At 63.0% G+C, this 26,161-nt stretch carries 23 protein-coding genes; 8 read left to right on the top strand and 15 right to left on the bottom strand.

Annotated elements, in window-relative coordinates:
- Window positions 1-91 precede the first annotated feature (91 nt).
- From BQ8794_RS33995 to lexA, 6 genes are all read left to right on the top strand, one after another.
- Window positions 92-1,975 (top strand): SurA N-terminal domain-containing protein, encoded by a 1,884-nt coding sequence (locus BQ8794_RS33995; RefSeq protein WP_077384160.1) that lies wholly within the window; start codon window positions 92-94, stop codon window positions 1,973-1,975.
- Window positions 1,972-2,982: an anthranilate phosphoribosyltransferase gene (trpD, locus tag BQ8794_RS33990; protein ID WP_077384095.1), complete on the top strand. Its 1,011-nt coding sequence runs from the start codon at window positions 1,972-1,974 to the stop codon at window positions 2,980-2,982. The genes BQ8794_RS33995 and trpD overlap by 4 nt, the downstream gene beginning before the upstream one ends.
- A gap of 4 nt (window positions 2,983-2,986) precedes the next feature.
- Window positions 2,987-3,838, top strand: coding sequence for an indole-3-glycerol phosphate synthase TrpC (gene trpC / locus BQ8794_RS33985; RefSeq protein ID WP_077384094.1), 852 nt, complete (start codon window positions 2,987-2,989; stop codon window positions 3,836-3,838).
- Window positions 3,839-3,904: 66 nt separating this feature from the next.
- On the top strand, window positions 3,905-4,402 hold the full coding sequence (gene moaC / locus BQ8794_RS33980; RefSeq protein WP_077384093.1) for a cyclic pyranopterin monophosphate synthase MoaC: 498 nt from the start codon (window positions 3,905-3,907) through the stop codon (window positions 4,400-4,402).
- On the top strand, window positions 4,402-5,607 hold the full coding sequence (locus tag BQ8794_RS33975; protein ID WP_077384092.1) for a molybdopterin molybdotransferase MoeA: 1,206 nt from the start codon (window positions 4,402-4,404) through the stop codon (window positions 5,605-5,607). The genes moaC and BQ8794_RS33975 overlap by 1 nt, the downstream gene beginning before the upstream one ends.
- A 104-nt stretch (window positions 5,608-5,711) precedes the next feature.
- Entirely contained in the window at window positions 5,712-6,449 is a 738-nt protein-coding gene (gene lexA, locus BQ8794_RS33970) for a transcriptional repressor LexA (RefSeq protein ID WP_077384091.1), read from the top strand.
- Here the strand turns inward: lexA and BQ8794_RS33965 are convergent.
- Window positions 6,443-8,899, bottom strand: coding sequence for a ComEC/Rec2 family competence protein (locus BQ8794_RS33965; RefSeq protein WP_077384090.1), 2,457 nt, complete (start codon window positions 8,897-8,899; stop codon window positions 6,443-6,445). The genes lexA and BQ8794_RS33965 overlap by 7 nt on opposite strands.
- A gap of 101 nt (window positions 8,900-9,000) precedes the next feature.
- Between BQ8794_RS33965 and gltX the strand changes: the two genes are divergently transcribed.
- Window positions 9,001-10,425 carry a glutamate--tRNA ligase gene (gene gltX / locus BQ8794_RS33960; RefSeq protein WP_077384089.1) on the top strand — a complete coding sequence of 475 codons (1,425 nt, stop codon included), beginning with the start codon at window positions 9,001-9,003 and terminating at the stop codon, window positions 10,423-10,425.
- A 180-nt stretch (window positions 10,426-10,605) separates the two neighbouring features.
- Window positions 10,606-11,934, top strand: a complete 1,329-nt coding sequence (gltA, locus tag BQ8794_RS33955) for a citrate synthase (RefSeq protein WP_077384159.1) — start codon at window positions 10,606-10,608, stop codon at window positions 11,932-11,934.
- Window positions 11,935-11,996: 62 nt separating this feature from the next.
- Here gltA and lpxB read toward each other — a convergent pair whose 3' ends face one another.
- From lpxB to BQ8794_RS33885, 14 genes are all read right to left on the bottom strand, one after another.
- On the bottom strand, window positions 11,997-13,181 hold the full coding sequence (gene lpxB / locus BQ8794_RS33950; RefSeq protein WP_077384088.1) for a lipid-A-disaccharide synthase: 1,185 nt from the start codon (window positions 13,179-13,181) through the stop codon (window positions 11,997-11,999).
- The gene (locus BQ8794_RS33945; protein ID WP_167378940.1) at window positions 13,171-14,073 is read right to left on the bottom strand and encodes an LpxI family protein; all 903 of its coding nucleotides are present in this window, start codon (window positions 14,071-14,073) and stop codon (window positions 13,171-13,173) included. Before BQ8794_RS33945 ends, lpxB begins: the two co-directional genes overlap by 11 nt.
- Window positions 14,060-14,893, bottom strand: a complete 834-nt coding sequence (gene lpxA / locus BQ8794_RS33940; RefSeq protein WP_077384158.1) for an acyl-ACP--UDP-N-acetylglucosamine O-acyltransferase — start codon at window positions 14,891-14,893, stop codon at window positions 14,060-14,062. Before lpxA ends, BQ8794_RS33945 begins: the two co-directional genes overlap by 14 nt.
- Before the next feature lie 13 nt (window positions 14,894-14,906).
- The gene (gene fabZ / locus BQ8794_RS33935) at window positions 14,907-15,383 is read right to left on the bottom strand and encodes a 3-hydroxyacyl-ACP dehydratase FabZ (protein WP_077384086.1); all 477 of its coding nucleotides are present in this window, start codon (window positions 15,381-15,383) and stop codon (window positions 14,907-14,909) included.
- A 1-nt stretch (window position 15,384) separates the two neighbouring features.
- Entirely contained in the window at window positions 15,385-16,443 is a 1,059-nt protein-coding gene (gene lpxD / locus BQ8794_RS33930) for a UDP-3-O-(3-hydroxymyristoyl)glucosamine N-acyltransferase (protein ID WP_077384085.1), read from the bottom strand.
- A 180-nt stretch (window positions 16,444-16,623) separates the two neighbouring features.
- Window positions 16,624-18,972 carry an outer membrane protein assembly factor BamA gene (bamA, locus tag BQ8794_RS33925; RefSeq protein ID WP_077384084.1) on the bottom strand — a complete coding sequence of 783 codons (2,349 nt, stop codon included), beginning with the start codon at window positions 18,970-18,972 and terminating at the stop codon, window positions 16,624-16,626.
- Window positions 18,973-19,189: 217 nt separating this feature from the next.
- Window positions 19,190-20,332 carry an RIP metalloprotease RseP gene (rseP, locus tag BQ8794_RS33920; protein WP_077384083.1) on the bottom strand — a complete coding sequence of 381 codons (1,143 nt, stop codon included), beginning with the start codon at window positions 20,330-20,332 and terminating at the stop codon, window positions 19,190-19,192.
- Between the two features lie 117 nt (window positions 20,333-20,449).
- Window positions 20,450-21,310: a phosphatidate cytidylyltransferase gene (locus BQ8794_RS33915; RefSeq protein WP_077384082.1), complete on the bottom strand. Its 861-nt coding sequence runs from the start codon at window positions 21,308-21,310 to the stop codon at window positions 20,450-20,452.
- A complete protein-coding gene (locus tag BQ8794_RS33910; RefSeq protein WP_077384081.1) occupies window positions 21,307-22,038 on the bottom strand; it encodes an isoprenyl transferase in 732 nt (243 codons plus the stop codon). The genes BQ8794_RS33915 and BQ8794_RS33910 overlap by 4 nt, the downstream gene beginning before the upstream one ends.
- Before the next feature lie 32 nt (window positions 22,039-22,070).
- The gene (frr, locus tag BQ8794_RS33905; RefSeq protein ID WP_077384157.1) at window positions 22,071-22,625 is read right to left on the bottom strand and encodes a ribosome recycling factor; all 555 of its coding nucleotides are present in this window, start codon (window positions 22,623-22,625) and stop codon (window positions 22,071-22,073) included.
- Between the two features lie 122 nt (window positions 22,626-22,747).
- Complete coding sequence (pyrH, locus tag BQ8794_RS33900) at window positions 22,748-23,470, bottom strand: UMP kinase (protein ID WP_023801221.1); 723 nt, start codon at window positions 23,468-23,470, stop codon at window positions 22,748-22,750.
- Window positions 23,471-23,793: 323 nt separating this feature from the next.
- The gene (tsf, locus tag BQ8794_RS33895) at window positions 23,794-24,717 is read right to left on the bottom strand and encodes a translation elongation factor Ts (RefSeq protein WP_077384080.1); all 924 of its coding nucleotides are present in this window, start codon (window positions 24,715-24,717) and stop codon (window positions 23,794-23,796) included.
- A gap of 117 nt (window positions 24,718-24,834) precedes the next feature.
- A complete protein-coding gene (rpsB, locus tag BQ8794_RS33890) occupies window positions 24,835-25,632 on the bottom strand; it encodes a 30S ribosomal protein S2 (RefSeq protein WP_077384079.1) in 798 nt (265 codons plus the stop codon).
- Between the two features lie 224 nt (window positions 25,633-25,856).
- Entirely contained in the window at window positions 25,857-26,135 is a 279-nt protein-coding gene (locus BQ8794_RS33885; RefSeq protein WP_077384078.1) for a DUF4031 domain-containing protein, read from the bottom strand.
- Between the last annotated feature and the right edge of the window lie 26 nt (window positions 26,136-26,161).

The following is a 26,161-nucleotide window of genomic DNA, read 5'->3' as shown; positions in this document are numbered from 1 at the left end:
ACAAAGCAATCGACAGTGGGCCGGAAGGACGCTATTGCGCTTGTTTCAGACTCGGCGCATGCGAAAATGCGCGAAAAAATCGGAAGTGACCATGCTTAGTATCTTGAGAAGCGCGGCGGGGACCTGGATCGCGAAAGCGCTGCTGATATTGTTGGTGTTGAGCTTCGCCGTCTGGGGCATTTCCGGACAGATGGTCGGTGGTTTTGCAGGCCACGATGCCGTTGTCACGGCCGGAGGCACCAAAGTGTCGATCAACGAGTATCGGCTGGCCTATGACCGGCAGATCAGCGTGATGTCGCAGCAATTCGGCCAGCGCATCAGCCGCGAGCAGGCGACGGCGCTCGGCCTCGACAACCAGGTGCTGGCGCAACTCGTGTCGGGGGCAGTCCTCGATGAGCAGGCCCGCAAGCTCGGGCTTGGGCTGTCCAAGGACCGGCTGGCCCAACTCACGCATGAAGATCCGGCCTTCAAGGGTCCCGGCGGCACCTTCGACAGAAGGACTTTCGAATACATACTGCAACAGGTCGGCATGCGGCCGGAAGACTATCTCAGGAATCGCGCCCAGGTGGCTGTGCGCCAGCAGATCGTCGAGGCGGTTTCGGACGGCCTCAAGGCCCCGAATACGTTCTTGAAGGCGGTCGCGCTTTATCGTGGCGAAGACCGCACCATCGACTACGTGACCTTGCCGAAATCGCTGGTCGAGCCGATCGAAGCGCCATCCGATACTACGCTTTCGGCCTATTTTGAGGAAAACAAGAAGACCTATGCGGCGCCCGAATACCGCAAATTCTCCTATGTCAGGCTCGAGCCGGAAGACATCATGGATGTGAGTGCCGTGACCGACCAGCAGGTCAGCGACGACTACAACAAGAACAAGGGGCGCTACACCACGCCGGAAACGCGCACCATCGAACAGCTCGTGTTCAAAACGCCCGATGCCGCGGAGGATTCACTCAAGACCGGCGCGACCTTTGACAAACTCGTCGCCGCCGAAGGCAAGACGCAGGCCGACACGCTGCTTGGCACGCTGTCCAAGGACAAGATCGCCGACAAAGCGGTGGCGGATGCGGCGTTTGCGCTCAACGTCAACGAAGTCAGCCCGGTCGTTCAGGGCGCCTTCGGTCCGGTGCTGCTGCGCGTCACCGAGATCAAGCCCGAAGTGGTGAAGCCGTTGGCCGAAGTGGCCGCCGACATCCGCAAGGACCTGGCGCTGGGCGAGGCAAGCCGCATTCTGCTCGACGTGCATGACAGTTACGAAGATAGCCGCGCTTCGGGCAGCACGCTCAAGCAAGCGGCCGAAAAACTGAAGCTGAAGGTCGTCACCGTCGACGCGATCGATCGCACCGGCCTGAGGCCGGACGGCACCATCGTCAAGGATCTGCCGGAATCGCCGGAGCTCATCAAGGCGGTGTTTGATGCCGAACCCGGCACCGAGAATCCCGACCTCACCACCGCCAACAACGGCTTCGTGTTCTACGAGGTGGATTCGATCACGCCGGCCCGCGACCGCACGCTGGATGAAGTCCGCCAGAAGGTGGTGGCCGACTGGACGGCGGCGGAAACGACCAAGCGGCTCACCGCAAAAGCGCAGGAGCTCGAGAAGCGTCTCAAGGCCGGCGCCACGCTCGACGTGATCGCGAGCGAGCTCAAGCTTGAGAAGCAGACCAAGCGCGGCGTCAAGCGCGGGGCGGACGACGCCGATTTCGGCAAGGAAGGGGCGGCTGCGATGTTCGGCGAAGGCGAAGGCGGGACCGGATTGATCCCCTCGCCCACCGGCGACGGACAGATCCTGTTCAGGATCGCCGAAGTGTTCGAGCCTGCCGGAGCCGACGCCAGCTCGGTGCCGGACGACGCGCAGAAATCGTTCACCGCCGGCATGTCCGACGACCTGCTCGACCAGCTGGTGGCGCAGCTGCAGACGCAATATGACGTTCGCATCGACCAGACCGCCGTTGCCCAAGCCCTGACCAGATGAGCGCGCTCAAGACCCATATCGCCAAGGTCGCCGCCGGCAGCTCCCTTTCCTTCGAGGAAGCGCGCGATGCCTTCGACATCATCATGTCGGGCGACGCTACGCCCGGCCAGATCGGCGGCTTCCTGATGGCGCTGCGCGTGCGCGGCGAGACGGTGAGCGAGATTTCCGGCGCCGTCGCCACCATGCGCGCCAAGATGCTGCGCGTCGACGCACCGGCTGGCGCCATCGACATCGTCGGCACCGGCGGCGACAATTCACACAGCGTCAACATCTCGACTGCATCCGCCTTCGTCATCGCCGCCTGCGGCGTGCCGGTGGCCAAGCACGGCAATCGCGGACTGTCCTCGCAGACCGGCGCCGCCGACGTGCTGACCGCGCTCGGCGTCAAGCTCGACATCCCGCCGGAAACGATCGGCCGCTGCATCCACGACGCAGGCGTCGGCTTCATGTTCGCGCCGGCGCATCATCCGGCGATGAAGCATGTCGGCCCGATCCGCGTCGAGCTCGGCACCCGCACCATCTTCAACCTGCTTGGCCCGCTCTCCAATCCGGCTGGTGTCGTCAGGCAGATGGTTGGCGTCTTCTTGCCGGAATGGATCATGCCGGTGGCCGAGACGTTGAAGGCACTGGGCGCCGACCACGCCTGGGTCGCCCATGGCGACGGCTATGACGAGATCACCACCACCGGCGAAACCCAAGTCGCCGAACTGGTCGGCGGCGAGATCCGCAGCTTTACGCTGACCCCGGAAGCGGTCGGGCTGAAGCGGCATACCAAGGACGAGTTGCGCGGCGGCGATGCCGCCTACAACGCCCAGGCGCTGCGCGACATGCTGGGCGGCGCTGCCGGCGCCTTTCGCGATACGGTGCTGATGAACGCCGGCGCCGGACTGGTGGTGGCGGGAAAGGCGACGACGCTTGCCGATGGCATGGCAACGGCGGCTCAAGCCATCGACAGCGGCCGGGCGCTGAAAGTGCTTGACCGGCTGGTCGAGATTTCGAACGGATAGCGCCGTGTCTGATATCCTGCGCAAGATCGAAGCCTACAAGCGCGACGAGATCGCGGCGGCGAAGGCGCGGGTGCCGCTTGCCGAAATCAAGGCACGGGCAAAGGATACCGACGCGCCGCGCGGCTTTCTCTCGGCCCTTGAAGCCAAACGCAAAACCGGCAGTTTCGCGCTGATCGCCGAGATCAAGAAGGCGAGCCCGTCCAAGGGCCTGATCCGCGCCGATTTCGATCCGCCGGCGCTGGCCAGGGCCTATGCCAAAGGTGGGGCTGCCTGCCTCTCGGTGCTGACCGATGCGCCGTCTTTCCAGGGGGCGCCTGAATTCCTCACCGATGCGCGCAGCGCCGTGACATTGCCCGCTTTGCGCAAGGATTTTCTGTTCGAGCCTTATCAGGTGTTCGAGGCCCGTGCGTGGGGCGCGGACGCCATCCTGATCATCATGGCGAGCGTCGATGACGCCGTGGCCAGGGAACTCGAAACGACGGCTTTCGAGCTCGGCATGGACGCGCTGGTCGAGGTGCATGACGAGGCCGAGACGGAACGCGCGCTGAAACTGTCGTCGCGGCTGATCGGCATCAACAACCGCAATCTCCGCACGTTCGAAACCAGCATCGAGACATCGGAGCGGCTCGCGGCGATGGTGCCGACCGACCGGCTGCTGGTCAGCGAGAGCGGTATTTTCTCGCACCAAGACTGCCGCAGGCTGGAACGGAGCGACATTGGCACTTTCCTCGTCGGCGAGAGCCTGATGCGGCAACAGGACGTGGCCACTGCGACGCACCTGCTTTTGATGGGCAAGACGCCCGCCAATGCATCTGCCCGAAAATCGGAATCGATTTTCGGAGAGCATGATGCATAGATACAAAGCGTTAGAGCGTACTTTGTGCGTCCAAACGGACCCGCGTCGCTCCAAGGTGACCTGACGATGTCGGCCGCCCTCACCCATCTTGGCGCGAAAGGCGAAGCCAATATGGTCGATGTCGGCGACAAGGCGGAGACGACCCGCACGGCAATCGCCGAAGGTCTTGTCTCGATGCGGCCCGAAACGCTGAAAATGATTCTCGACGGCGATGCCAAGAAAGGCGACGTGCTGGGCACGGCGCGCATCGCCGGCATCATGGCGGCCAAGAGGACGCATGAGCTGATCCCGCTCTGCCATCCGCTGCTGTTGACCAAGATATCGCTAGACATCGAACCGGACGCGACGCTGCCCGGCCTGAAGGTCACGGCGCTGGCCCGCGTCACCGGCAAGACCGGCGTCGAGATGGAAGCGCTGACCGCCGTCTCGGTCGCCTGCCTGACCATCTACGATATGGCCAAGGCGGTCGACCGCGCCATGGCGATCTCCGGCATCAGGCTGGTGGAAAAGACCGGCGGCAAATCCGGCGACTACAAGGCGGATGCCCAGGGGGCAGGCCAATAATGGCGCTGCTTGCGGTCGCCGAGGCGCTCGAGCGCCTGCTTGAGGATGCTGCGCCCTTGCAGGCTGAAAGCGTCGCCCTGGTGGACGCCGCCGACCGCGTGCTGGCGGGGCCGCTCATGGCGCTCCGCACCCAGCCGCCATTCAACGCGTCAGCCATGGACGGCTATGCCGTGCGAGCCGACGATGTCGCGTCCGTGCCCGCGAGACTTTCGGTGATCGGCATGGCGCCGGCCGGACGAGGCTTTGCCGGAACAGTCGGCCCGGCGCAGGCCGTGCGCATCTTCACCGGCGCGCCGCTTCCCGCGGGCGCCGACACCATCGTCATCCAGGAAAATGTCCGCGACCTCGGCGGCGGCATGGTCGAAGTGACCGCGCCGGCGGTTGAAGGCCGCAACATCCGCCGCCTCGGGCTCGATTTCTCGCAGGGCGACGTGCTGCTGGAGAAAGGCCGCCTGCTTGATCCGGCGGCATTGTCGCTGGCGGCGTCGGCCAACCACCCGCAGGTCAGCGTGGTGAAACGGCCGCTGGTCGCCATCATCGCCACCGGCGACGAATTGCTGCCGCCGGGCAGCGACCTTGGCCCCGATCAGATCATCTCCTCCAATGCCTATGGCGTCGCCGCCGCGGCCCGCTCGGTCGGCGCCAGCGCACTCGATCTCGGCATCGCCCCCGACCGCAAGGAGGCGATCGCCGCGCTGGTGAAAAAAGCGGTCGACGCAGGCGCCGAAATCATCGTCGCGCTGGGCGGCGCCTCGGTCGGCGACCACGACCTCGTCCATGACGTGCTGATCGGTGAAGGCATGGCGCTCGATTTCTGGAAAATCGCCATGCGGCCCGGCAAGCCACTGATGTTCGGGCGGCTGGGCGACATCCGCTGCATCGGCCTGCCCGGCAATCCGGTGGCCAGCCTGGTCTGCACGCAGCTCTTTCTGAAGCCGCTGCTGGCGCGGCTCGGCGGTCGCGCCTTCCGCCAGGACATGCGTCTGGCGCGGCTCGGCGCCGCCATGCCGGCCAACGATCTCAGGCAGGACTATGTACGCGCGGTGGTGAAGGAAGAAGCTGGCACGCTTGAGGCAACGCCGTTCAGTATCCAGGATTCCTCGATGCTCAGAATGCTGGCCGACGCCAACGGACTGGTCGTGCGTGAGCCATTCGCTCCCGCCGCCGCAGCGGGCGCCGCCTGCAGCGTGCTGATGCTACGCTGAACAAAACGTCAACACATTCATTAAACTTTAAATGGTTGCGGAACACAACTGGAACAGATAGTGTTTGTTCTGGGTTTGTTTTTCTGATTCTGTTGGGGGTCGCGATGCTGACACGCAAACAACATGAACTGCTGATGTTCATCCACGAGCGGCTGAAGGAAAGCGGCATTCCGCCCTCGTTCGACGAGATGAAGGAAGCGCTCGACCTCGCCTCCAAATCAGGGATCCATCGGCTGATCACGGCGCTGGAGGAACGCGGTTTCATTCGCCGCCTGCCCAACCGAGCCCGCGCGCTGGAGGTGCTGCGCCTGCCCGATTCGATCGCGCCGGGCCTCAATGCGGCGCGCAAATTCTCGCCGAGCGTCATTCAAGGCAGCCTTGGGCAGGGCGGCCTCGGACGGCAGATCAAGCCGGCGCCTTCGCGCATGCGTGCGGCCGGCAATGACGACGACCTCGTTGCCACCGTCTCCATACCGGTGATGGGCCGCATCGCTGCCGGTGTGCCGATCGACGCCATCCAGCACCAGACGCATTCGATCTCGGTGCCACCGGACATGATCACCGGCGGCACGCACTACGCGCTGGAGGTCAAGGGTGATTCGATGATCGAGGCCGGCATCTTCGACGGCGACACGGTCATCATCCGCAACGCCGACACCGCCCAGCCTGGCGAGATCATTGTCGCTCTGGTCGACGAGGAGGAAGCGACGCTGAAGCGATTTCGCCGCAAAGGTGCCTCGATCGCACTGGAAGCCGCCAATCCGGCCTACGAGACGCGCATCTTCGGGCCGGACCGGGTCAAGGTGCAGGGCAAGCTGGTCGGACTGATCCGGCGTTACTGAACGGCAGGCTTCTTGGGTTTCTCGGCCCTGCGGTATGGCGGCAGGCCCCTCGCCTCGCGCGAAAATCGCCGCTGCTCATGCCAAGGCCTATATGGCTGTCTGACGGCAAAACGGATTTCTGCGCGCCTCGTCGCCGATAGCGGATCGAAGAAGACGGCGGCACTGCCCATGCGAGCGAGCTGCCGTTTGGTGACGACGAGAACCAGCGGATTGCGGCAGGGTTTGTAATAGGCTGTGGCATCGTCGATGACGATCAAATCCGCAAAGGCACAGGCCGGCCGCGCGGTTTTGCGGTTGTCGGCGAGCGCGATGAGCGCGCCGGACGGATGCCGGGCCAGGCACAGGCCGGCAGTGCAAGTGAAAGGCGCTCCCGGCGGCAGGTCGGCCGGATCGGCGATGTCGAACCGCACATCTCCTTTTTCGAATGTCTCCGGCTCGACGATTGTCGTTGAAACCAGCGCATGTTTCCAGTTGTCGGTGGTGAACTCGTTCGAACGCACCCGGTTGACGGCAAGTTCGCCGCCGCCGATCGGCAGCGCCACCAGATGCGCATCCTCCGAGATCAGCACGTCGGGGGTGCGCGTGTCGGAAATCGTCAGCAGGCCGGCGAGCGCAAAGGGAAGGGCCGCAAGCCGCAGCCATGTCGTCGCCATCGTGGCGATGACCAGGGCGACCGTCACCAGCAGAACCGATTGCAACGAAATCAGTCCGACTGCATCGACCGGCGAACGCTCCGAGATCCATCCCGAAATTGCGATCATCGCCGTCAGGCCCTTGCCCATCATGTAGAGGAAAGGGCCGTCGAGGCCGAAAGGCATTGCCAAGGCGCTGAGGACGGCCAGGAACATGACGATCGTGACGATCGGCATGACGGCCAGATTGGCGAACAGGCTGAGCGGCGAGACGCGCTGGAAGTGCCAGATGGCGAAGAGCGCGGTGGCGCTGCCGGCAATGATGGAGGTCATTGCGATGGTACCTGCCCCAGCGACGAGTTTTTGCGTGACGAAAGCGACCGGCGACCGTCGCTGTCGCGGCGCCGTGGCCTTGTCGGCGCGATAGTCGGACCAACCGGCATAGGCGCCCACGAGAGCCGCAGTCGCAGCGAAGGACATCTGGAAGCTTGCGCCGACCACCTCGTGCGGCGACACGACGATGACGGCGATGGCCGAAATCGCCAGGTTGCGCATGGTGAGTGCCGCCCGGTCGAACAGGATGGCGACAAGCATTACCGCCAGCATGATGAAGCTGCGTTCGGCCGCCACCACGATACCGGAAAAAATCAGATAGGCAGCGATGGAGACGAGTGCGGCAGCAGCCGCATATTTTTTGACCGGCCGGCGCGACGAAAAGTCGGGAAACAGCGCAAAGGCGCCGCGCAGCAATCCCATGACGGTGCCGGCGACAAGCGCCATGTGCAGGCCGGAAATGGAGATGATGTGGTAGATGCCGGTGCGCCGCATCGATTCGTTTATCTCTTCTGGGATGCCGGCACGCACGCCGACGATCAGCGCAGCGGCAATCTCCCCCTCGGCACCACCGATGCTGTCCCTGATATGGTCGGCGATGGTTTCGCGCGCCTTCTCGATCGACGAAGAAAGGCGTGCGGTTAACGGTGCATCTTCGGAGACGACGATCTTTGGACTGCCGAGGAAAAAGCCACTGGCACCAATACCGGCGAAATAGCTGTCAAAGGAGAAGTCAAAGCTGTCCGGTCTGACCGGGCCAGTCGGAGGCAGAAGCCTCACATAGCCGGTTGCCACCGAGCCTGCGGTCATCTCAGCGGGAATCTTGCGTGCCGATACCCTGACGCGTTCGGGTGCATAACGCAGTGTCGGCCGGGCGGTCGACATCACGTCGATGGTCAGCCTGATCCGGCCGTTCGCCATCTGGTCGAGCCTTACGACACGGCCGGTCAGCTGGGTCTGGATTTCCGAACCGAGCATCTTCGTTCCGGCGCGCCAGGTTTCAACCTTGGCGGCGAGCACACCAAGCGCGCACAGCAACGCTGCCATGAAGCACAGATGCGTTTTGCGCCGTGAGCGCGTGACGGCCGCACACAATGCCGTGAGGACCACGACGGCGATGGGCTGGGCAAAGTCCGGTTCGACGGCAAGCGAAAAATAGACGATCACCCCGCATGCCAGAAAAACCGGCACCAGCAGGAAGGCGACGCCGCGGTCGAATTCCAGGCCGGCTGCCGAGGCCACGCTGTTGCGGACACCGGATGGTGAAAGATGGCTGAGCTGTCGGCGAAAACGAATGAGAGGGCCGGGTGCTGGAGCCGGTATCGGCGCCGAGCGATCCGGCGAAAGAGGCTGGATGCCCGGCGGCGACGCAGGCAGCGAAACGGGTAGCGGCTCAGCGTGGGGAACGTCGGCAAACAGCGATTGTTCGCTGACGCTTGTGATCGCGCCCTCGCTCTCGTCCACGCCGCGGCCTGGTCCAGCCATAGGGTTCGCCCCTTGCGCCCTTGACCTCCTATGCTACATGAACGCGCGACGCGCGAAAGTCCGCGCAACCACATCCGTTTTTGCGCTTGCCTGGGAGTTCCATGTCCGACAACGTCGTCACCCGTTTTGCCCCTTCGCCCACCGGATTCCTGCATATTGGCGGGGCGCGCACGGCGCTGTTCAACTGGCTGTATGCGAAACACACCGGCGGCAAGATGCTGCTGCGCATCGAGGACACCGATCGCGAGCGTTCCACCGATGCGGCAACCGCTGCCATCCTCGATGGGCTCTCCTGGCTCGGCCTCACCTGGGACGGCGAGCCGGTATCGCAGTTCGAGCGCGCGCCGCGCCACCGCGCCGTCGCCGAGGAGCTGGTGCGCCTCGGCAAAGCCTATTACTGCTATGCGACGCCGGCTGAGCTGGAGGCGATGCGCGAGAGCGCGCGGGCCAAGGGCTTGCCTCCCCGCTATGACGGCCGCTGGCGCGACCGCGACCCGTCAGAGGCGCCGGTTGGCGCCAAGGGCGCGATCCGCATAAAAGCGCCGGCCGACGGCGAGACGGTGGTGAATGACCGCGTGCAGGGCGAAGTCCGCTTCCCCAACAAGGATCTCGACGATTTCATCATCCTGCGCTCGGACGGCAACCCGACCTATATGCATGCCGTCGTCGTCGACGACCACGACATGGGCATCACCCACATCATCCGCGGTGACGACCATCTGACCAATGCCGCCCGCCAGATGGTGATCTATCGAGCCATGGGCTGGGACGTGCCGTCGATGTCGCATATCCCGCTGATCCATGGCGCCGATGGCGCCAAGCTGTCGAAGCGGCACGGCGCCCTCGGCGTTGAAGCCTATCGCGCCATGGGCTATCTGCCCGAGGCACTGCTCAACTACCTGGCGCGGCTCGGCTGGAGCCACGGCGACGACGAGGTCATGTCGCTCGCCGACATGATTGCGTGGTTTGACATCGGCGATGTCAACAAAGGGGCCGCCCGCTTCGACTTCGCCAAGCTCGAGGCGCTGAACGGCGTGCATATGCGCCGCATGAACGACGCCGAATTGCTCGAAATCTTCATCAACACCTTGCCCTATCTCGAAGGCGGCCCGGCGATCGCAGCGCGCCTCGACGACACCGGCAAGGCGCAGTTGCTGGCCGCCCTGCCCGGCTTGAAGGAGCGCGCCAAGACGCTGGTCGAGTTGGTTGACGGTGCCGCCTTCCTGTTTGCCGAGCGGCCGCTGCCGATCGACGAGAAGGCGGCGGCGCTGCTCGGCGGTGAGGCGCGCGAAATCCTGCGGGGCGCCCATGCGGCGCTGAAGGCGATTCCAGGGGATTGGACGGCCGCAGCGGCGGAAGCGGCGATCCGCGAATTTGCGCTTGCCGGTGGTCATAAGCTTGGCGCTGTGGCCCAACCTTTGCGCGCCGCGCTCACCGGCAAAAGCACTTCGCCCGGCGTGTTCGACGTGCTTGCCGTGCTTGGCCGCGAGGAAAGCCTGGCGCGCGTCGCGGATCAAATCGATTAGCAAAACTGGCCCAAGAAGATTGGCATTGAAAGGTGGGTTTCGCAGTGCAACATTAGGTCTTGGCCCAATTTGGCACGCAAATCCAATTGCGGGCGCAAACGTGCGAACTCCGATACTTTCGACGTGTTGCGTTGCAGATATTTTGCCTTTGCCGACATGAGAAAACAAAAGGAGTTTGCAATGTCCGAAGCTGCGACAAAAATGGAATTTGGCGGTAAAACCCACGCGTCGACGGCGAAACTTGAATTCGGCGGCAAAACTCACGAACTCAAGGTGCGAAGCGGCTCGGTCGGACCTGACGTCATCGATATCGGCTCGCTTTACAGCACCACCGGGGCCTTCACCTATGATCCCGGCTTCACTTCGACGGCAAGCTGCGAGTCGGAAATCACCTTCATCGATGGCGACGCCGGCATCCTTTTGCATCGCGGCTATCCGATCGACCAGTTGGCCGAACACGGCGACTTCCTCGAAGTCTGTTATCTCTTGCTCTACGGCGAACTGCCGACCAAGGCGCAGAAGGACGATTTCGACTACCGGGTGACGCGCCACACCATGGTGCACGAGCAGATGTCGCGCTTCTTCACCGGCTTTCGCCGCGATGCCCACCCGATGGCGGTGATGTGCGGCGTGGTCGGCGCGCTGTCAGCCTTCTATCACGATTCCACCGACATCTCGGACCCATACCAGCGCATGGTCGCGTCGATGCGGCTGATCGCCAAGATGCCTACGATCGCGGCAATGGCTTATAAATACCACATCGGCCAGCCATTCATTTACCCGAAGAACGAGCTGAATTTCGCGGCCAACTTCCTGCATATGTGTTTTGCCGTGCCGTGCGAGGAATACAAGATCAACCCGGTGCTGGCGCGTGCGATGGAGCGCATCTTCATCCTGCACGCCGATCACGAGCAGAACGCCTCGACCTCGACCGTTCGCCTCGCCGGCTCGTCGGGCGCCAATCCGTTCGCCTGCATCGCCGCCGGCATCGCCTGCCTGTGGGGACCGGCCCATGGCGGCGCCAACGAGGCAGCCTTGAACATGCTGGGCGAGATCGGCCATGTCGACCACATCCCGGAATTCATCGCCCGCGCCAAGGATAAGAACGATCCGTTTCGACTGATGGGCTTTGGCCACCGCGTCTACAAGAACTACGATCCGCGCGCCAAGATCATGCAGAAGACCGCACATGAGGTCTTGGGCGAACTCGGCATCAAGGACGATCCGCTGCTCGACATCGCCATGGAACTGGAAAGGATCGCTCTGACCGATTCCTATTTCATCGAGAAGAAGCTATATCCGAACGTCGATTTCTATTCCGGCATCACGCTGAAGGCGCTGGGCTTCCCCACCACCATGTTCACAGTGCTGTTCGCGGTCGCCCGCACCGTCGGCTGGATCGCGCAGTGGAAAGAGATGATCGAGGATCCGCACCAGAAGATCGGCCGCCCGCGCCAGCTCTATACAGGTGCGCCGGAACGCGACTACGTGCCGATTGCAAAGCGATAAGATCGAGCGAATAGGGAATAGCGAGTAGGGATAGAGTTGCCTCCGCGGCGATCCACTCCTCGCTATTCGCTACTCCCTATTCGCTCCTTGATATATCTCATCACGACCCCCGCAGCGATGTCGCCGGACGGTCTGTCGACGGCCATGCGTCTGGCCACCTCGGCAAAACCGTCCTTCTGCCATGCGCGATAGGGGGTGTCGGAAAACAGCGCCTCCAACTGCCGCACCAGATAGTGCGGTCGCACATATTCGTTGTAGCTTTCCGGCACGATCGGGCGGTCGGCGATGAGATTGGGCAAGGAGGCGCTCCATACGGTGATCAGGCGTTGGGCCATCCGCATGACCGGATCGAGCCGGTAGCAGGAGATCATCGGCACACCCGACAGCGCCAGTTCCAGCGACACCGTTCCCGATGCGATCAGTGCTGCATCGGCCTTGCCGAAGGCCTGCCATTTGCGCTCGGGATCAAGGATGATCTCCGGCTTCTCGTCCCAGCTTGCCACCGAAGCCCTGACCAGGTCGGCGACATGTGGCACCGTCGGCAACAGCAGGCGCAAGCGGTGTCCGCGCGCACGCAGGATCGAGATCGTCTTGCCGAACGGGCTGGCTAGCCGTCGCACCTCGCCGCGACGCGAGCCGGGCAGCACAAGCAGTGTCTTCACACGATCATCGGACAGGTCGCGCGGCAGGCTTTGCGCCTTGGCGGCGCCGAGCACGCCCGGATCGTGGGTAAGGCGATGGCCGACATAGGTGCCTAGCGGACCGCCGAGGCGGGCGAGCTCCCTCACTTCGAAAGGCAGTATGCAGAGGATGTGGTCGACATACGGTTTCATCGCCCCCGCCCTGCCCGGCCGCCATGCCCAGACGCTCGGACAGACATAGTGGACGATCGGGATTGCCGGATCGGCGGCACGCACCTTTTTCGCCACGCGCAGCGAAAAATCCGGGCTGTCGATGGTGATGAGGCAGTCGGGCTTTTCATTGGCGACCGCATCGGCCGTCTGGCTGATCCGTCGTATCAGGCGCGGCAGATCACGCAGGATGGCGCTCAATCCCATCAGCGCGATCTCGCCGCCGTCGAACAACGGCGTGAGGCCGAGCGCCTGCAAATGCCGGCCGCCGATGCCGACGAGCCGGACCTCGCGGCGGGTCACGCGCTTGAGCGCCTCTACGATGTCGGCGCCAAGCAGATCGCCGGATTCCTCGCCGGCGACGATGGCGATCTTCAGCGGTCTCTCAGTCGCCATGCACCGGCTCCGCAGCGGGCAGGCCGATCACGAACAGGCCGAGCGCGTTGGCGCGAGCGACGACTGTCGGGCCTTCCAGAACCAGCGAGCGGCCGGCTTCGACGGCAATGCCGGCAAGTCCGGCGGCGTGCGCCGCCTCGATCGTCTGCAGGCCGATGGAAGGCAGATCGGCGCGCAACTCCTGGCCCGGCTTGGCGCATTTGACCAGGACGCCGCGCGTTCTGCCGGCCAGCCTGCCATGGCCGCGCAACTGCCGTGTTCGATCGAGCAATCCGTCTGTACCCTCGATGCCTTCCAGCGCGATGACGCGGCCGCCGATCGCAACAGCCGCCTGGCCGATATCCAGCGCGCCGATGGCCATTGCCGCTGCGTGGGCCGCTTTGATGTCGCGCCAGTCGGATTTCCGCGGCGCTGCCTTGGTCAGCGCGCCTTCGGCGGCGACCAGTTCCGGCACGATCTCATGGGCACCGACCACCTTGACGCCACGCGCCTCCAGGGCCCGCGTCAAAACCTTCAGCAGGCCGTCGTCGCCGCGGGCAAGCGCCATGACCACCGAAGGCACCACGGCAAGCAAGCCAAGGCTCGGGCGCATGTCGATCAGTCGAGGCCGGCGCCTGATCTCGCCGGCAAGAACCAGATGGCTGATCCGTCGACGCTTCAGCAACGAAGCGAGCGAACCGATGTCTTCCAGAGCGAGAGTCTCATGCTCGTAGCCGCCGAGCTCGGACTTGCGGTCGGCTTCGCCCTCGATCAGGATAATGACGGGCGGATAGCCTTGTCCGGCCAGGCTGATCGCAACTTCGACCGGCAAGCTGCCGCCGCCGGCGATGATGCCGACCTTGGCGTCTGGCGCGAGATCAAGGCCCGTCCGGCTGGCCTCAATCTTCGTCATCTGCATCGTCGCCGCCGCCAGCCTTGAGCGACGGGACGGCATAGTGCCGCTTACCGCGACTGGCGATGAAATCGATGATCTTCATGGCGGTCGGTGACGAGGCGAATTCCGCCCTGGCGAACTCGACGTTCTCGCCGACGGTTCGGGAGCGATCGAAGATCGTCCTGTAGGCCCTGCGCAGCGTATGGATCTCGGAACGCGGCAGGCCCGCGCGCTTCAGGCCGATGATGTTGAGGCCGCGAAGGCTGGCGCGATTGCCGACGGCGATGGCGTAGGGAATGACATCGCCGACGAATGCCGAGCAACCGCCGAGAAAGGCGTTGTCGCCGACGCGGACAAACTGATGGACGGCGCTGAGACCACCGATATAGACGTTGTCGCCGATCTCGCAATGGCCGCCCAGCGTCGCCTGATTGGCGAAGGTAGCGTTCTTGCCGACGATGCAATCATGCGCGATGTGGGCGTAGGCAAGGAAGTTGCCGTTGTCGCCGATGGTCGTCTCGCCGCGGCTGGAATCGGTGCCGAGGTGCATGGTCACGCCTTCGCGGATCGTGCAGTTCTCGCCGATGACCAGCGTGGTGCGGCCGCCCTTGTGCTTGGTGTTTTGCGGCGGCGCGCCCAGTGTCGCCATCGGATAGACTTTGGTCGACGCACCGATGGTGGTCGCGCCGATCACCGAGATGTGGCTGACCAGTTCGACGCGGTCGCCGATCACTGCGTCGGCGCTGATGTGGCAGAACGGCCCGATGCGGACGCCTTCGCCGATTTTGGCGCCGGTCTCGATGACCGAAGATGGATGGATGACTGTCTGGATTTTCATAAGCATTCGATCGTCAGTCGCTCGTGACCATCATCGCCGAGATCTCGGCTTCCGCGGCCTTGACGCCGTCGACCAGGGCCTCGCAGGCGAATTTGAGGAGGTTGCCGCGTTTCTTGATTTTCTTCACATGGATCTTCAACTGGTCGCCGGGAACCACCGGTTTACGGAATTTGGCATTGTCGATAGTCAGGAAATAGACCAGCGACGGTTTTTCGGCGCCAGGATTTCTTTCGATACCGAGGCTGCGGATGCAGATGGCGCCGGCCGTCTGCGCCATCGCCTCGACGATCAGCACGCCGGGCATGACCGGCTGATCCGGGAAATGACCTTGGAAATGCGGCTCGTTTATTGTCACGTTCTTGATGCCGGTGGCGGACTCGTCGCCATCGATATCGATGATGCGGTCGATCATCAGGAACGGATAGCGATGCGGCAGGAGCTTCATCAGCCCCAATATGTCGACCGCCTCGAGCGTCGTCGCCGCAACCATCTCAGCTCTTCCCTCCGTCGCCCGATTTGCGCGCCCTGGCCAGTCTTCGCAGAGCCGCGATCTCCCGCATGGCTTCCGCCATCGGCTGCGCCGGGTACCCTCCCCAAATCTCGCCCGCGGGGACGTTGCTCATGAACCCGCTTCTTGCAGCAAGCTTGGCCCCTGTCCCTACCGTCAGGTGATCCGCAAGACCGACACCGCCACCCATGGTGACGTTGTCGCCCACCGTTACGGAACCGGAAATGCCCGAAAGGCCGGCGATTATGCAATTGCGGCCGATGCGGACGTTATGAGCGATCTGGACCAGATTGTCGATCTTGGTGCCTTGACCGATAATCGTGTCGGACATGGCGCCACGATCGACCGTGGTATTGGAGCCGATCTCGACGTCGTCCTGGATAACGACCCTGCCGATTTGCGGCACGCGCTCCGGGCCCTTGGCGCCGGCGACGAAGCCAAAACCGTCCTGGCCGATGCGGGCGCCGCCATGAATGATGACGCGGTTGCCGATCAGCGCGTACTGGATGCTGGCGCCTGGACCGACATAGCCGTCGCGGCCGAACTGGCAGGACGGACCGATAACGGCATGAGGAGCAATGACGGTTCCGCTGCCGATAGAAGCGCGAGGGCCGATGATCGCGCCGGCCTCGACGATCGTGCCGGCCTCGACACGCGCCGATGGATCGATATGGGCATGCGGCGAGATACCGGTTTCGCCGGTCATCGGCGCCGGTGTCGCAGCCGCCGGGAAAAGCAGGCGACCAACCATCGCGAAAGCCTGTTGCGGGCGCGGATGGATCAGAACCGCGATACCCGCCGGCGCTTTGCCGGCAAATTCGGCAGGGCAGAGAACCGCCGCTGCTCGCAGCGATTGCATCAGCGTGAAGTTGCGTCTGCCATCGACAAAGACAAGAGCGCGCTCGCCGCCTTCGCTTGCCGGCGCCAGGGCTTCGATCGATTTATCGGAGAGGTCGGAATCGACAAGCACCGAGCCGGTCAGATTCGCGACTTCGCCAGCCGTATACCGGCGTGATGGCGCGAAGAACACCGGATCGGTCATTCCAGAAGCTATATCCAGCTAGCGCATGACCCCGAAAATCGGAATCGATTTTCGGAAAAAATCATGCGCAAAATCAAAGTCCTACAGCGTGCTTTGCGCGTCCAAGAGGAGGCGCCGCGCTGTAGTGTCGAATTATTCTCTTCCGGACCCCTACGGCCCGGAAGTATCGTTGCCCGCCGATCAGAAGCGGGACGATATGCCGAAGTTGAATTCCTGCACGTCGTCGGTGTCCTCCTTGAGGACCGGGATCGCATAGTCGATGCGGATCGGGCCAAAGGGCGACGCCCACATCATGCCGAGACCGACCGAGGCGCGCCACTCCATCCCGGTTGTCGATGGATCGACACCCGCCACATCGTTGCCATAAAGTGTCGCCGCATCGGCAAAGACCGCGCCGCGCAGGCCGAAGCTCTCCGGAATCACCGGCATCGGAAACTGGGCTTCCGCCGAGGCGTTGAAATAGGTGGTGCCACCGAGATGGTCGTCAAAGCCCTGGTCGTCGACAGGACCGATGCCGCCATAGGCGAAGCCGCGGATCATACGGTCGCTGCTCTGGAAATGGTCGAAGATGCGCAGGTCGTCGTCGCTGCCGTAGCCCTGGATATGGCCCGCTCCACCCGCAATCAAACCAACCAGATCAAGCTGCTCAGACAATGTCTGGTAAACGGTGCCACGCGCTGTCACCTTGACGAATTTGGCGTCGCCGCCGAGGCCGGCGAATTCCGTGGTGACATTGGCGAAGATGCCTTCATGCGGGCTCTTCATGTCGTCGATGGTGTTGTAGACCAGGGCGAGACTGACCGACGACTTGAGCCACGGGCTTTCCTCAATGCCGTTTAGGATAGCCGTAGAGACCTCGCACCCGGCGTTGGGATCGCAGCCATCGTCGAGCTCATACTTCTCCTGCGAGATATTATACGCCAACTGCGTCGAGATGTCGTCGGTGATCGGCAGGCCGAAGCGCACTGTCGCGCCCGTCGTCTCGCTCTGGTAGTCGTCGTATTCCCTGGTCCGGTGGAAGACATCGAAACCGGCAGCGATACGCCGCCCGAGGAAATAGGGCTCGGTGAAGGAGAAGCTGTAGTCACGTGAATTCTTGCCGCCGCCCGCCGATAGCTTGATGAACTGGCCGCGTCCGAGGAAGTTGCGCTCGGTGATCGATCCTTCGATGGATGGGCCGTCGGTGTCGCCGCCTGTCGAATAGCCGGCGCCGACGGAGAACTCGCCGGTCGATTTCTCGACCACGTCGACCACCAGCACCACCTGATCCGGCTCAGAGCCTGGCACGGTCGAAACCTCGACTTTCTCAAAAAAATCGAGCGCTTCCAGCCGTTTCTTCGCGCGCTGGATGAGAACCTGGTTGAAGGCATCGCCCTCACTCACGTCGAATTCGCGGCGAATGACAAAGTCGCGTGTCCGGTCGTTGCCGCGAATCTCGATGCGCTCGACATAGGCCTTGGTGCCCTGGTCGATCGTATAGACCACTGAAATGGTGTGGTTCTCGAAATTGCGGTCGCCGCGCGGCGTCACCTGGGCGAAGGGGTAGCCGGAACCGGCGACCCTCTCGGTTAATGCGATGATGGTGTCTTCGACGTTCTCGGCGTTGTAGACATCGCCCTTGTGGGTTTCGACCACCGACTGCAGCGATGCGGGGTCGACCTCGGGAATCGTGCTCTCGACGCTGACGTCGCCGAAGGTGTAGCGGTCGCCCTCCTGCACGGTGATGGTCACCGTGTATTTATTGGTGGTTTCGTCGAGTTCGCCGACCGCGGAAATCACCTGGAAGTCGGCATAGCCGTGATTGTAATAGAAACGGCGCAGCAACTCCTGGTCGGCGCGCAGCTTGTCTTCGTCATAGACGTCATCGCGCAGCACGAACGACAGGATGGTCGAGCGCTTGGTCGAGATGACGTCGGACAGGCGGCGGCTCGAATAGGCGCTGTTGCCGACGAAATTGATCGCGGCGATCTGCGTGCGGCCGCCTTCATTGATGTTGAAGATCACGTTCACGCGGTTGTCGCCGAGATCCATGATCTGGGTGGTCACGGCGGCGTCGTCGCGGCCGATACGCCTGTAGGCGGCCTTGACCGCTTCGACATCGGCATCGAGCGCCTGCTGCGAGAACGTTCCACGCGGCTTCAACTGGACCGCGGCCGCGAGGGCGTTATCCTTGAGCTTCTTGTTGCCCTGGAACAGCACCTGGTTCACGACCTGATATTCGGAAACCTTGATGACCAGCGTCGAACCGACCTGGTTGATCTGGACGTCCGAGAACAGCCCGGTGCCGAACAGCGCCTTGACCGCCTCGTCGATATCGGCGCTGGAAAAGGCCTTGCCGGGCTTGATCGTGACGTAGTTGCGGATCGTGTCGGCGTCGACGCGCTGATTGCCGCTGACTTCAACTCTTGAAACAACAGCGGCCTCGGCCGCCGATGTGGCAACGAACTGCACTGCGACCGCACCTGGTACGACCAGGGCGGCGGACAGGGCCACCGCGGACGCGGCGCTCAGAAACTTGGATGCCTTCATCGGGCTTTTGTACCTTTTCTCGAAGTCCCCACGGCGAGAAAACCGGACGTGCGGTAATTTCCCCTACCGTATTAACCGGATTTTCCCTACACGCAAGGCTCCTGGTTAATTTGTATTTACTTAACCGAATTGCGTGGCTTTCGCGTCACGCATATCCCCACGCATGGTAAACGGCGTCTCAACATTGGCTGTGCTGAAGCCAAATTTCTTCATGATTTCAGCATCCAAACAGATCGTTCCAGAAAACGAACCCCATGAAGGCCAAGACGAGAAGCAGGCCAGCCCTGTAGCCCATCTCCATCATCCGTTCCGACACCGGCCGCCGAATGACGGCCTCAACGCCGTAGAACAGGAGATGGCCGCCGTCGAGCGGGGGAATCGGCAAGAGGTTGAGAATACCGATCCCGACCGACAGCAGGGCAACAAGTTGCACAAGCCAGTTGAAACCGAGTTTTGCCGCCTGCCCCGACATTTTTGCGATCTTGATCGGGCCGCCCAGCTGGCACTTGTCTTCGCGACCGACGACGAAACGCTGCAGGAACTGGCCGGTAGCCTGGATGATGTGGCCGGTTTCCTCGACCGCCGCCCCAACCGCTCCGACCGGGCTGTAGGTGATCAGGCGGGGTTGGCCGAATTCCTGGTTGTTGACGACGCCGATCACGGCCACGTTGACCTTGTTGCCCAGCGCGTCTTCCTGTTCCATCAACCGTGGCGTCGCCGTGACGGTGATCTCCTTGCCGTCGCGCAGCATGACGAAGGTGATGGGGTCGCCGCCGCGGCCCGAGACCCGGCGCTGGACATCGGCGAAGGTCTGGACCTTGCGGCCGTCGACGCTGACGAATCGGTCGCCGGGCAGGATGCCGGCCCCGGCCGCCGGACTGTCGGCGGTGACCTCGGCCACCATCGGCTCCAGCACCGGGCGGCCATAGGCGGAAAACAGCACCGCGAAGACGACGATCGTCAGCAGGAAATTGAACAGCGGACCGGCCACCACGGTCGCCGCGCGCTTCCAGACCGGCTGCGTGTGAAACGCAATCTTGCGTTCGGCAGCCGTCAGCGTTTCGATCTCCTCCGAGCTCGGCTGGCTCGAGGTGGCGTTCATGTCGCCGACGAATTTGACGTAGCCGCCGAGTGGTATGGCGCAGAGTTTCCAGCGCGTGCCATGGCTGTCATTAAAGCCGAAGAGTTCCGGGCCGAAGCCGATCGAAAAGACCTTCACGCCGATGCCGCACCAGCGGCCGACGAGATAATGGCCCATCTCGTGAACGAACACGACGACGGTCAGCACGAACAGGAAAGGCACCAGCGTGCCGAGGACAAAGCCCTCCGTGCTGAAAACCGCGTGAAGAATCTCGTTCAACTCATGTCCTCAAAATTCGTCCGCAGCACGGTGGTACCGCGACTGTGGCATCAATCCAGGCGAATCCATGGCGCATCCTGCGCAGGGTCAAGAAACCAGGCCCGCAATCAATGCCGATCAAGCTGGAAACAGCCCCTGTGCCGGATGGTCGGCGGTCGCCGAAATCCAGCCGATGACGTACAGGGCGAAAGCCGCCGCGACAAGCCCGTCGACCCGGTCCATGACGCCGCCATGGCCCGGTATCAGCGTGCCCGAATCCTTGCGGTTGTGGCGCCGCTTCACCCATGATTCAAAAAGGTCGCCAGCCTGGGAGACGAGCGAAAGCACCAGCGCGACGACGCCGAGCACTGCCAGATTGCCGGCTCCGGCCGCAGCGGCCAGAAGCAGCCCGGCAACCACGCCGCCGACAGCGCCGCCGAGTGCGCCGCTCTGCGTCTTGCCAGGTGAGATCGACGGCGCCAGCTTCGGCCCGCCGACAGCGCGGCCGACGAAATAAGCTGCTATGTCGGTCGCCCAAACCACCGCGAACAGGAAGAGAATGGCGACGAGGCCGGGATGGTCGCCGTCGCGCAAAAGAGCAAGTGACAGTCCGGCAATGGCGGCATAGGCAAGGCCGGACGCGTCCCACTGTCCCGTTTGATGCATCGAAGGCTGGTGCACCGAAGGCTGGCCCGTCGAAGGCTGGCGCATCGAAGCCACGGCCACGGTGGCAACGACCATCACCGCCACAAGAAGCAGCAGCCAGGACGCCGGCAGGCCGGCGACCAAGGCGCCGACGAAAACCAGAAGCAGCGCTTCCGGCAGAAGACCAAGACCCGTGGCGGCGACCGGGCGGCACATTCGCGTCCATTCGTAGAAGATCAGGATCGTCATGGCGGCGCAAAGCAGCCGGAAGGGCAGTCCGCCGAGCCAGGTCAGGCCGAGCGTGACGACCGCAAGCACGACGGCAGAAATAACGCGAAGCTGAAGGTTGCTCATCCCTTGGCTGTCACGGGGACGTCTTCAGCGCCAAGCCCGCCGAAACGGCGCTCGCGACCGGCAAAGTCGCGCAATGCGTCAGCCAAATGCTCGCGGCTGAAATCGGGCCAGAAGCAAGGCAGGAAGACAAGTTCGCTGTAAGCCGCTTGCCACAGAAGGAAATTCGACAGCCTGAGCTCACCGCTGGTGCGGATGACCAGTTCCGGATCCGGAATACCCTGGGTGTCGAGCGAGCCGGCAAAGGATTCGGCCGTGATCGCCTCGCTGTCGAGCTCGCCGCGCGCCACCGCCGCGGCAAGCTTGCGCGCGGTGCGCACGATCTCGTCGCGCCCGCCATAGTTGAAAGCGATGACCAGGGTCAGCGCGTCGTTGCGGACGGTCAGCGTTTCGGCCTCTTCAAGCAGGCTCCTGATGTCAGGCTGCAGCCCTGCCCTGTCGCCGATGATCCTGACCCGCACGCCATTTTGGTGCAGTTCGGCGAGGTCGCGGCGGATGAAGATTTTCAACAGGCCCATCAGGTCGCTGACTTCGGACTTCGGCCGCGACCAGTTTTCCGACGAGAAGGCGTAGACGGTCAGGAACGAGATGCCAAGGCCAGGAGCAGCGCGCACCGTGTTGCGCAGCGCCTCGACGCCGGCACGATGCCCAGCAAGCCGTGGCAAGCCACGCGCCTTGGCCCAGCGTCCGTTTCCGTCCATGATGATCGCGACATGCGCGGGGCTTGTCATGTTCTCGCTTTCGAGCCAGCAGTGGCCAGACCCTAAACCTGCATGATTTCAGCTTCCTTATCGGAAAGCAGATGGTCGATGGTGCCGATCATCTCGTCGGTGAGCTTTTGGACCTGGTCGGACCGCTTGCGATGATCGTCCTCGCTGATATCGCCGTCCTTTTCCGCCTTTTTGAGAAACTCCATGCCGTCCCGGCGCACGTGGCGCACGGCGATGCGCGCATTCTCGGCATAACCATGCGAGATCTTGACCAATTCCTTGCGGCGCTGTTCGTTGAGCTCGGGCAGTGGAATTCTGAGATTGGTGCCGTCGACGATCGGATTGAAGCCGAGATTGGATTCGCGGATGGCGCGATCGACCGCGCCGACCATCGACTTGTCCCAGACCGAAACCGAAATCATGCGCGGCTCCGGCACCGACACGTTTGCTACCTGGTTGATCGGCATGGTAGTGCCATAGGCCTGCACCTGGATCGCGTCGAGCAGGTTGCTCGAAGCGCGGCCGGTCCGCAGCGAAGCCAGATCGTGCTTGAACGCAGCGATCGCCCCGTCCATGCGCCGTTTGAGATCATCGTATTCGCCACTCATCATCGTCTCCTCGACCCGTTAGCCGGGTTCACTTCAGGGTAACCCGTATTCAAGCCTCGATCCGAAAACCGGTTCCCGTTTTTCGCCTACGGAAAACCTTCGGTTCGGGATCGGGCTCCCGATCAGTCGTCCGTGACGACCGTGCAACGGCCGCCGCCCCTCAGAATATCACCGAAACCACCCTTCTCGTGGATCGAATAGACGATTATCGGAATGTTGTTTTCGCGCGCAAGTGCAATCGCGGCCGTATCCATGATCGAAAGACCGCGTTTTATGACTTCGCCATGGCTGATGCGCTCGAAGCGGGTCGCATGCGGGTCCTTCTTGGGATCGGCGGAATAGACGCCGTCGACCTGGGTGCCCTTGAACAGCGCGTCGGCGCCGATTTCCGCCGCGCGCAGCGCCGCGGCCGAATCGGTGGTGAAGAACGGATTGCCAGTGCCGCCGGCAAAGATGACGACCTTGCCCTGGTTCATATAGGCGGTCGCCTGGCGCTGCGAAAAGCTCTCGCAAAGTTCAGGCATGGCGATTGCAGACAGCACCACCGCATCGACGCCGATCTTGTTCAGCGAGGTGCGCAGCGCTAGCGAGTTGATGACGGTGGCGAGCATGCCCATGTGGTCGCCGGTGACGCGATCTCCGCCCTTGGAGGCAACGGCCACGCCGCGAAAGATGTTGCCGCCGCCGATGACGACCCCGACCTCGATGCCCAGGGTACGGGCCTCGGCGATGTCGGCGGCGATGCGATCGACCACCGACACGTCGATGCCGAAATGCTGCTCACCCATCAGCGCTTCGCCCGACGCTTTCAGCAAGACACGTCGGTAGAGGGGCTTCACCGTCATCTGGTCCTCATCATTATACGTGTGACGCGCCCCGGGGCGGCTTCCCCGCGCAGGCGTTGCCCCGAAACATTGGCGTTCCGATACACGAAGGGCGCTGCGATGTCACGCGGCGCCGGAACCGGTAAACGCTCTTCCAGCCATTGGCTTACACCGGCAAATGCAACTTGCGCGAGTAGATCCTTGCATGAGCAGATCCGGGCATGAGCAGATAGCCAGCTGGCCTGTCGCCGACGCCTGGCCTTCATCGATACCGCGCAAGAAATCGGCCGGGCATCCTCGCGAACACCCGGCCGTAAAGTCTTTTCAGAAAGATAGAGTGCGTTTTACTTCTTGACCGCCGCCGCGACTTCCGCCGCAAAATCGGTCTCGTCCTTCTCGATGCCCTCGCCGAGCGCGAAGCGCAGATAGGCAGTGATCTTGGCCGGTGCGCCGATTTCCTTCTCGGCATCCTGCAGCGCCTTCTCGACGGTGATGTCGGGATTGAGCACGAAAGCCTGCTTGAGCAGCACGACCTCTTCGTAGAACTTGCGCAGGCGGCCCTCGACCATCTTCTCGATTATCGCTTCCGGCTTGCCGGACTGGCGCGCCTGATCGGCGAAGATCGCCTTCTCGCGCTCGACCGCCGCCGGATCGAGTTCTTCCGTCGTCAGCGCCATCGGGTTGGTGGCGGCGACATGCATGGCGACCTGACGCGCAAAGGCGTTGGCGGTCTGCGCGTTGCCTGACGTCTCGATGGCGACCAGCACGCCGAGCTTGCCAAGGCCGTCGGCAACCGCGTTGTGGACGTAGGTTGCGACGGCGCCCTGCTCGACGGTGAGCTTGGCCGAACGGCGGAAGCCAAGATTCTCGCCAATGGTGCCGACAGCGTCCTTGATGGTGTCGGCGACCGACTTGTCGGAACCCGGATACGGGGCGGCTGCGACGGCCTCGGTCTTGCCGCCATAGGCGAGCGCCACCTTGGCGACGTTGGCGACGATCTCCTGGAAGGCAGCGTTGCGGGCAACGAAGTCGGTCTCGGAATTGACCTCGACGACCGCCGCCTCACGCACGCCGGAATCGACGCCGATGAGGCCTTCGGCCGCGGTACGGCCGGCCTTCTTGTCGGCCTTGGAGATGCCCTTCTTGCGCAGCCAGTCGACGGCCTCTTCCATGTTGCCGTTGGTCTCGTTCAACGCCATCTTGCAGTCCATCATGCCCGCGCCGGTCAAGTCGCGGAGTTCTTTGACCTGTGCAGCCGAAATGCTCATTGTCGCCTCTTCGTTTAAAATGCACCGACGCACCACCGGTCCTCGATGATGCGCCTGGCGCCAGCGCTTAGTGCGCCAAAATATGAGAAAGATGAAGGCCGAAACCGGCCTTCGATGTTACGCTTCCGGTGTCTGGGCGGCCGGTGTCTCGGCGGTCGGTGTCGGCTCGAGTGCCGGCTCGATCGGAGCCTCGGCCAAAGCGCCGACGTCGACGCCAAGCGCGCCCTGCTGGCGAGCAATGCCGTCGATTGCAGCCTTGGCGATCAGATCGCAATAGAGCTGGATGGCGCGGGCCGCGTCGTCATTGCCCGGAATCGGGAAATCGATCTTGTCCGGGTCGCAGTTGGAATCGATGATGGCGACGACCGGGATGCCGAGACGCTTGGCCTCGAGGATGGCGATCGCTTCCTTGTTGGTGTCGATCACGAACATCAGGTCGGGCGTCGAGCCCATGTCCTTGATGCCGCCCAGCGCCTTGTCGAGCTTCTCGCGCTCGCGGTCGAGGTTGAGGCGCTCCTTCTTAGTGAGCCCCTGGGCCTCGCCAGCCAGCATCTCGTCAAGCTTGCGCAGGCGCTGGATGGAGTTCGAGATCGTTTTCCAGTTGGTCATCATGCCGCCGAGCCAGCGGGAGTTGACATAGTACTGGGCCGAACGCTGTGCGGCGTCGGCAACGATATCGGACGCCTGGCGTTTGGTGCCGACGAACAGCACGCGGCCACCCTTGGCGACGGTGTCGGAAACCTGCTTCAGCGCCTGGTGCAGCAGCGGCACCGTCTGCGAGAGGTCGATGATGTGGATGTTGTTGCGGGCACCATAGATATAGGGCGCCATCTTCGGGTTCCAGCGGTGGGTCTGGTGGCCGAAGTGAATGCCAGCTTCCAAAAGCTGGCGCATGCTGAAATCAGGCAGAGCCATTCTTATGTCCTTTTCCGGTTAGCCTCCACGGACACAGGCATTTCTGGACTTTGTCCTCGAACGCCACCGGAGGTTTCAGCCGGATTTCTCCCGGGCAGACACCAAAGTCCGTGTGTGGAATGAGCGCGCATATAGAGGGGTTGCGCGGCAAACGCAAGCGCTGCGGTGTCTTGTGTCGTAAGCGGTGTCTTGCGGCTCAGCGTGCGGCGATCAGCGCACCGGGGCTATGGTCGTATCTTCCCCTTCGGCACGCGGACCCGCCGGAAAACAGCAACGATCTCCTCGCGGCTGCATTCGATGGCGCCTAGCCGCACCGCGCGGTCGCGCTCGAAGCCGGTTATGTCATAATGCGGCGCCGATGTCTTCGGCGGCCCCTGATAGGACGAGCGCTTGACGCCGAGCTGTGCTGCAAAACGATGCAACTCGTCGGTATTGTCGGCCAGCAGGTGACACCAGCGGTGGCCGACCCACTTCCAGATCGCCGCGTCGACATAGACCGCCATGAGGCTTGCCGCACTCCTTCATCTTG

It is taken from the genome of Mesorhizobium prunaredense (assembly GCF_900156895.1).
In the GTDB taxonomy this organism is placed as follows: domain Bacteria; phylum Pseudomonadota; class Alphaproteobacteria; order Rhizobiales; family Rhizobiaceae; genus Mesorhizobium; species Mesorhizobium prunaredense.
The sequence above is the reverse complement of the archived record's forward strand: the minus strand, read 5'-3'. Positions and strand labels throughout refer to the sequence as shown.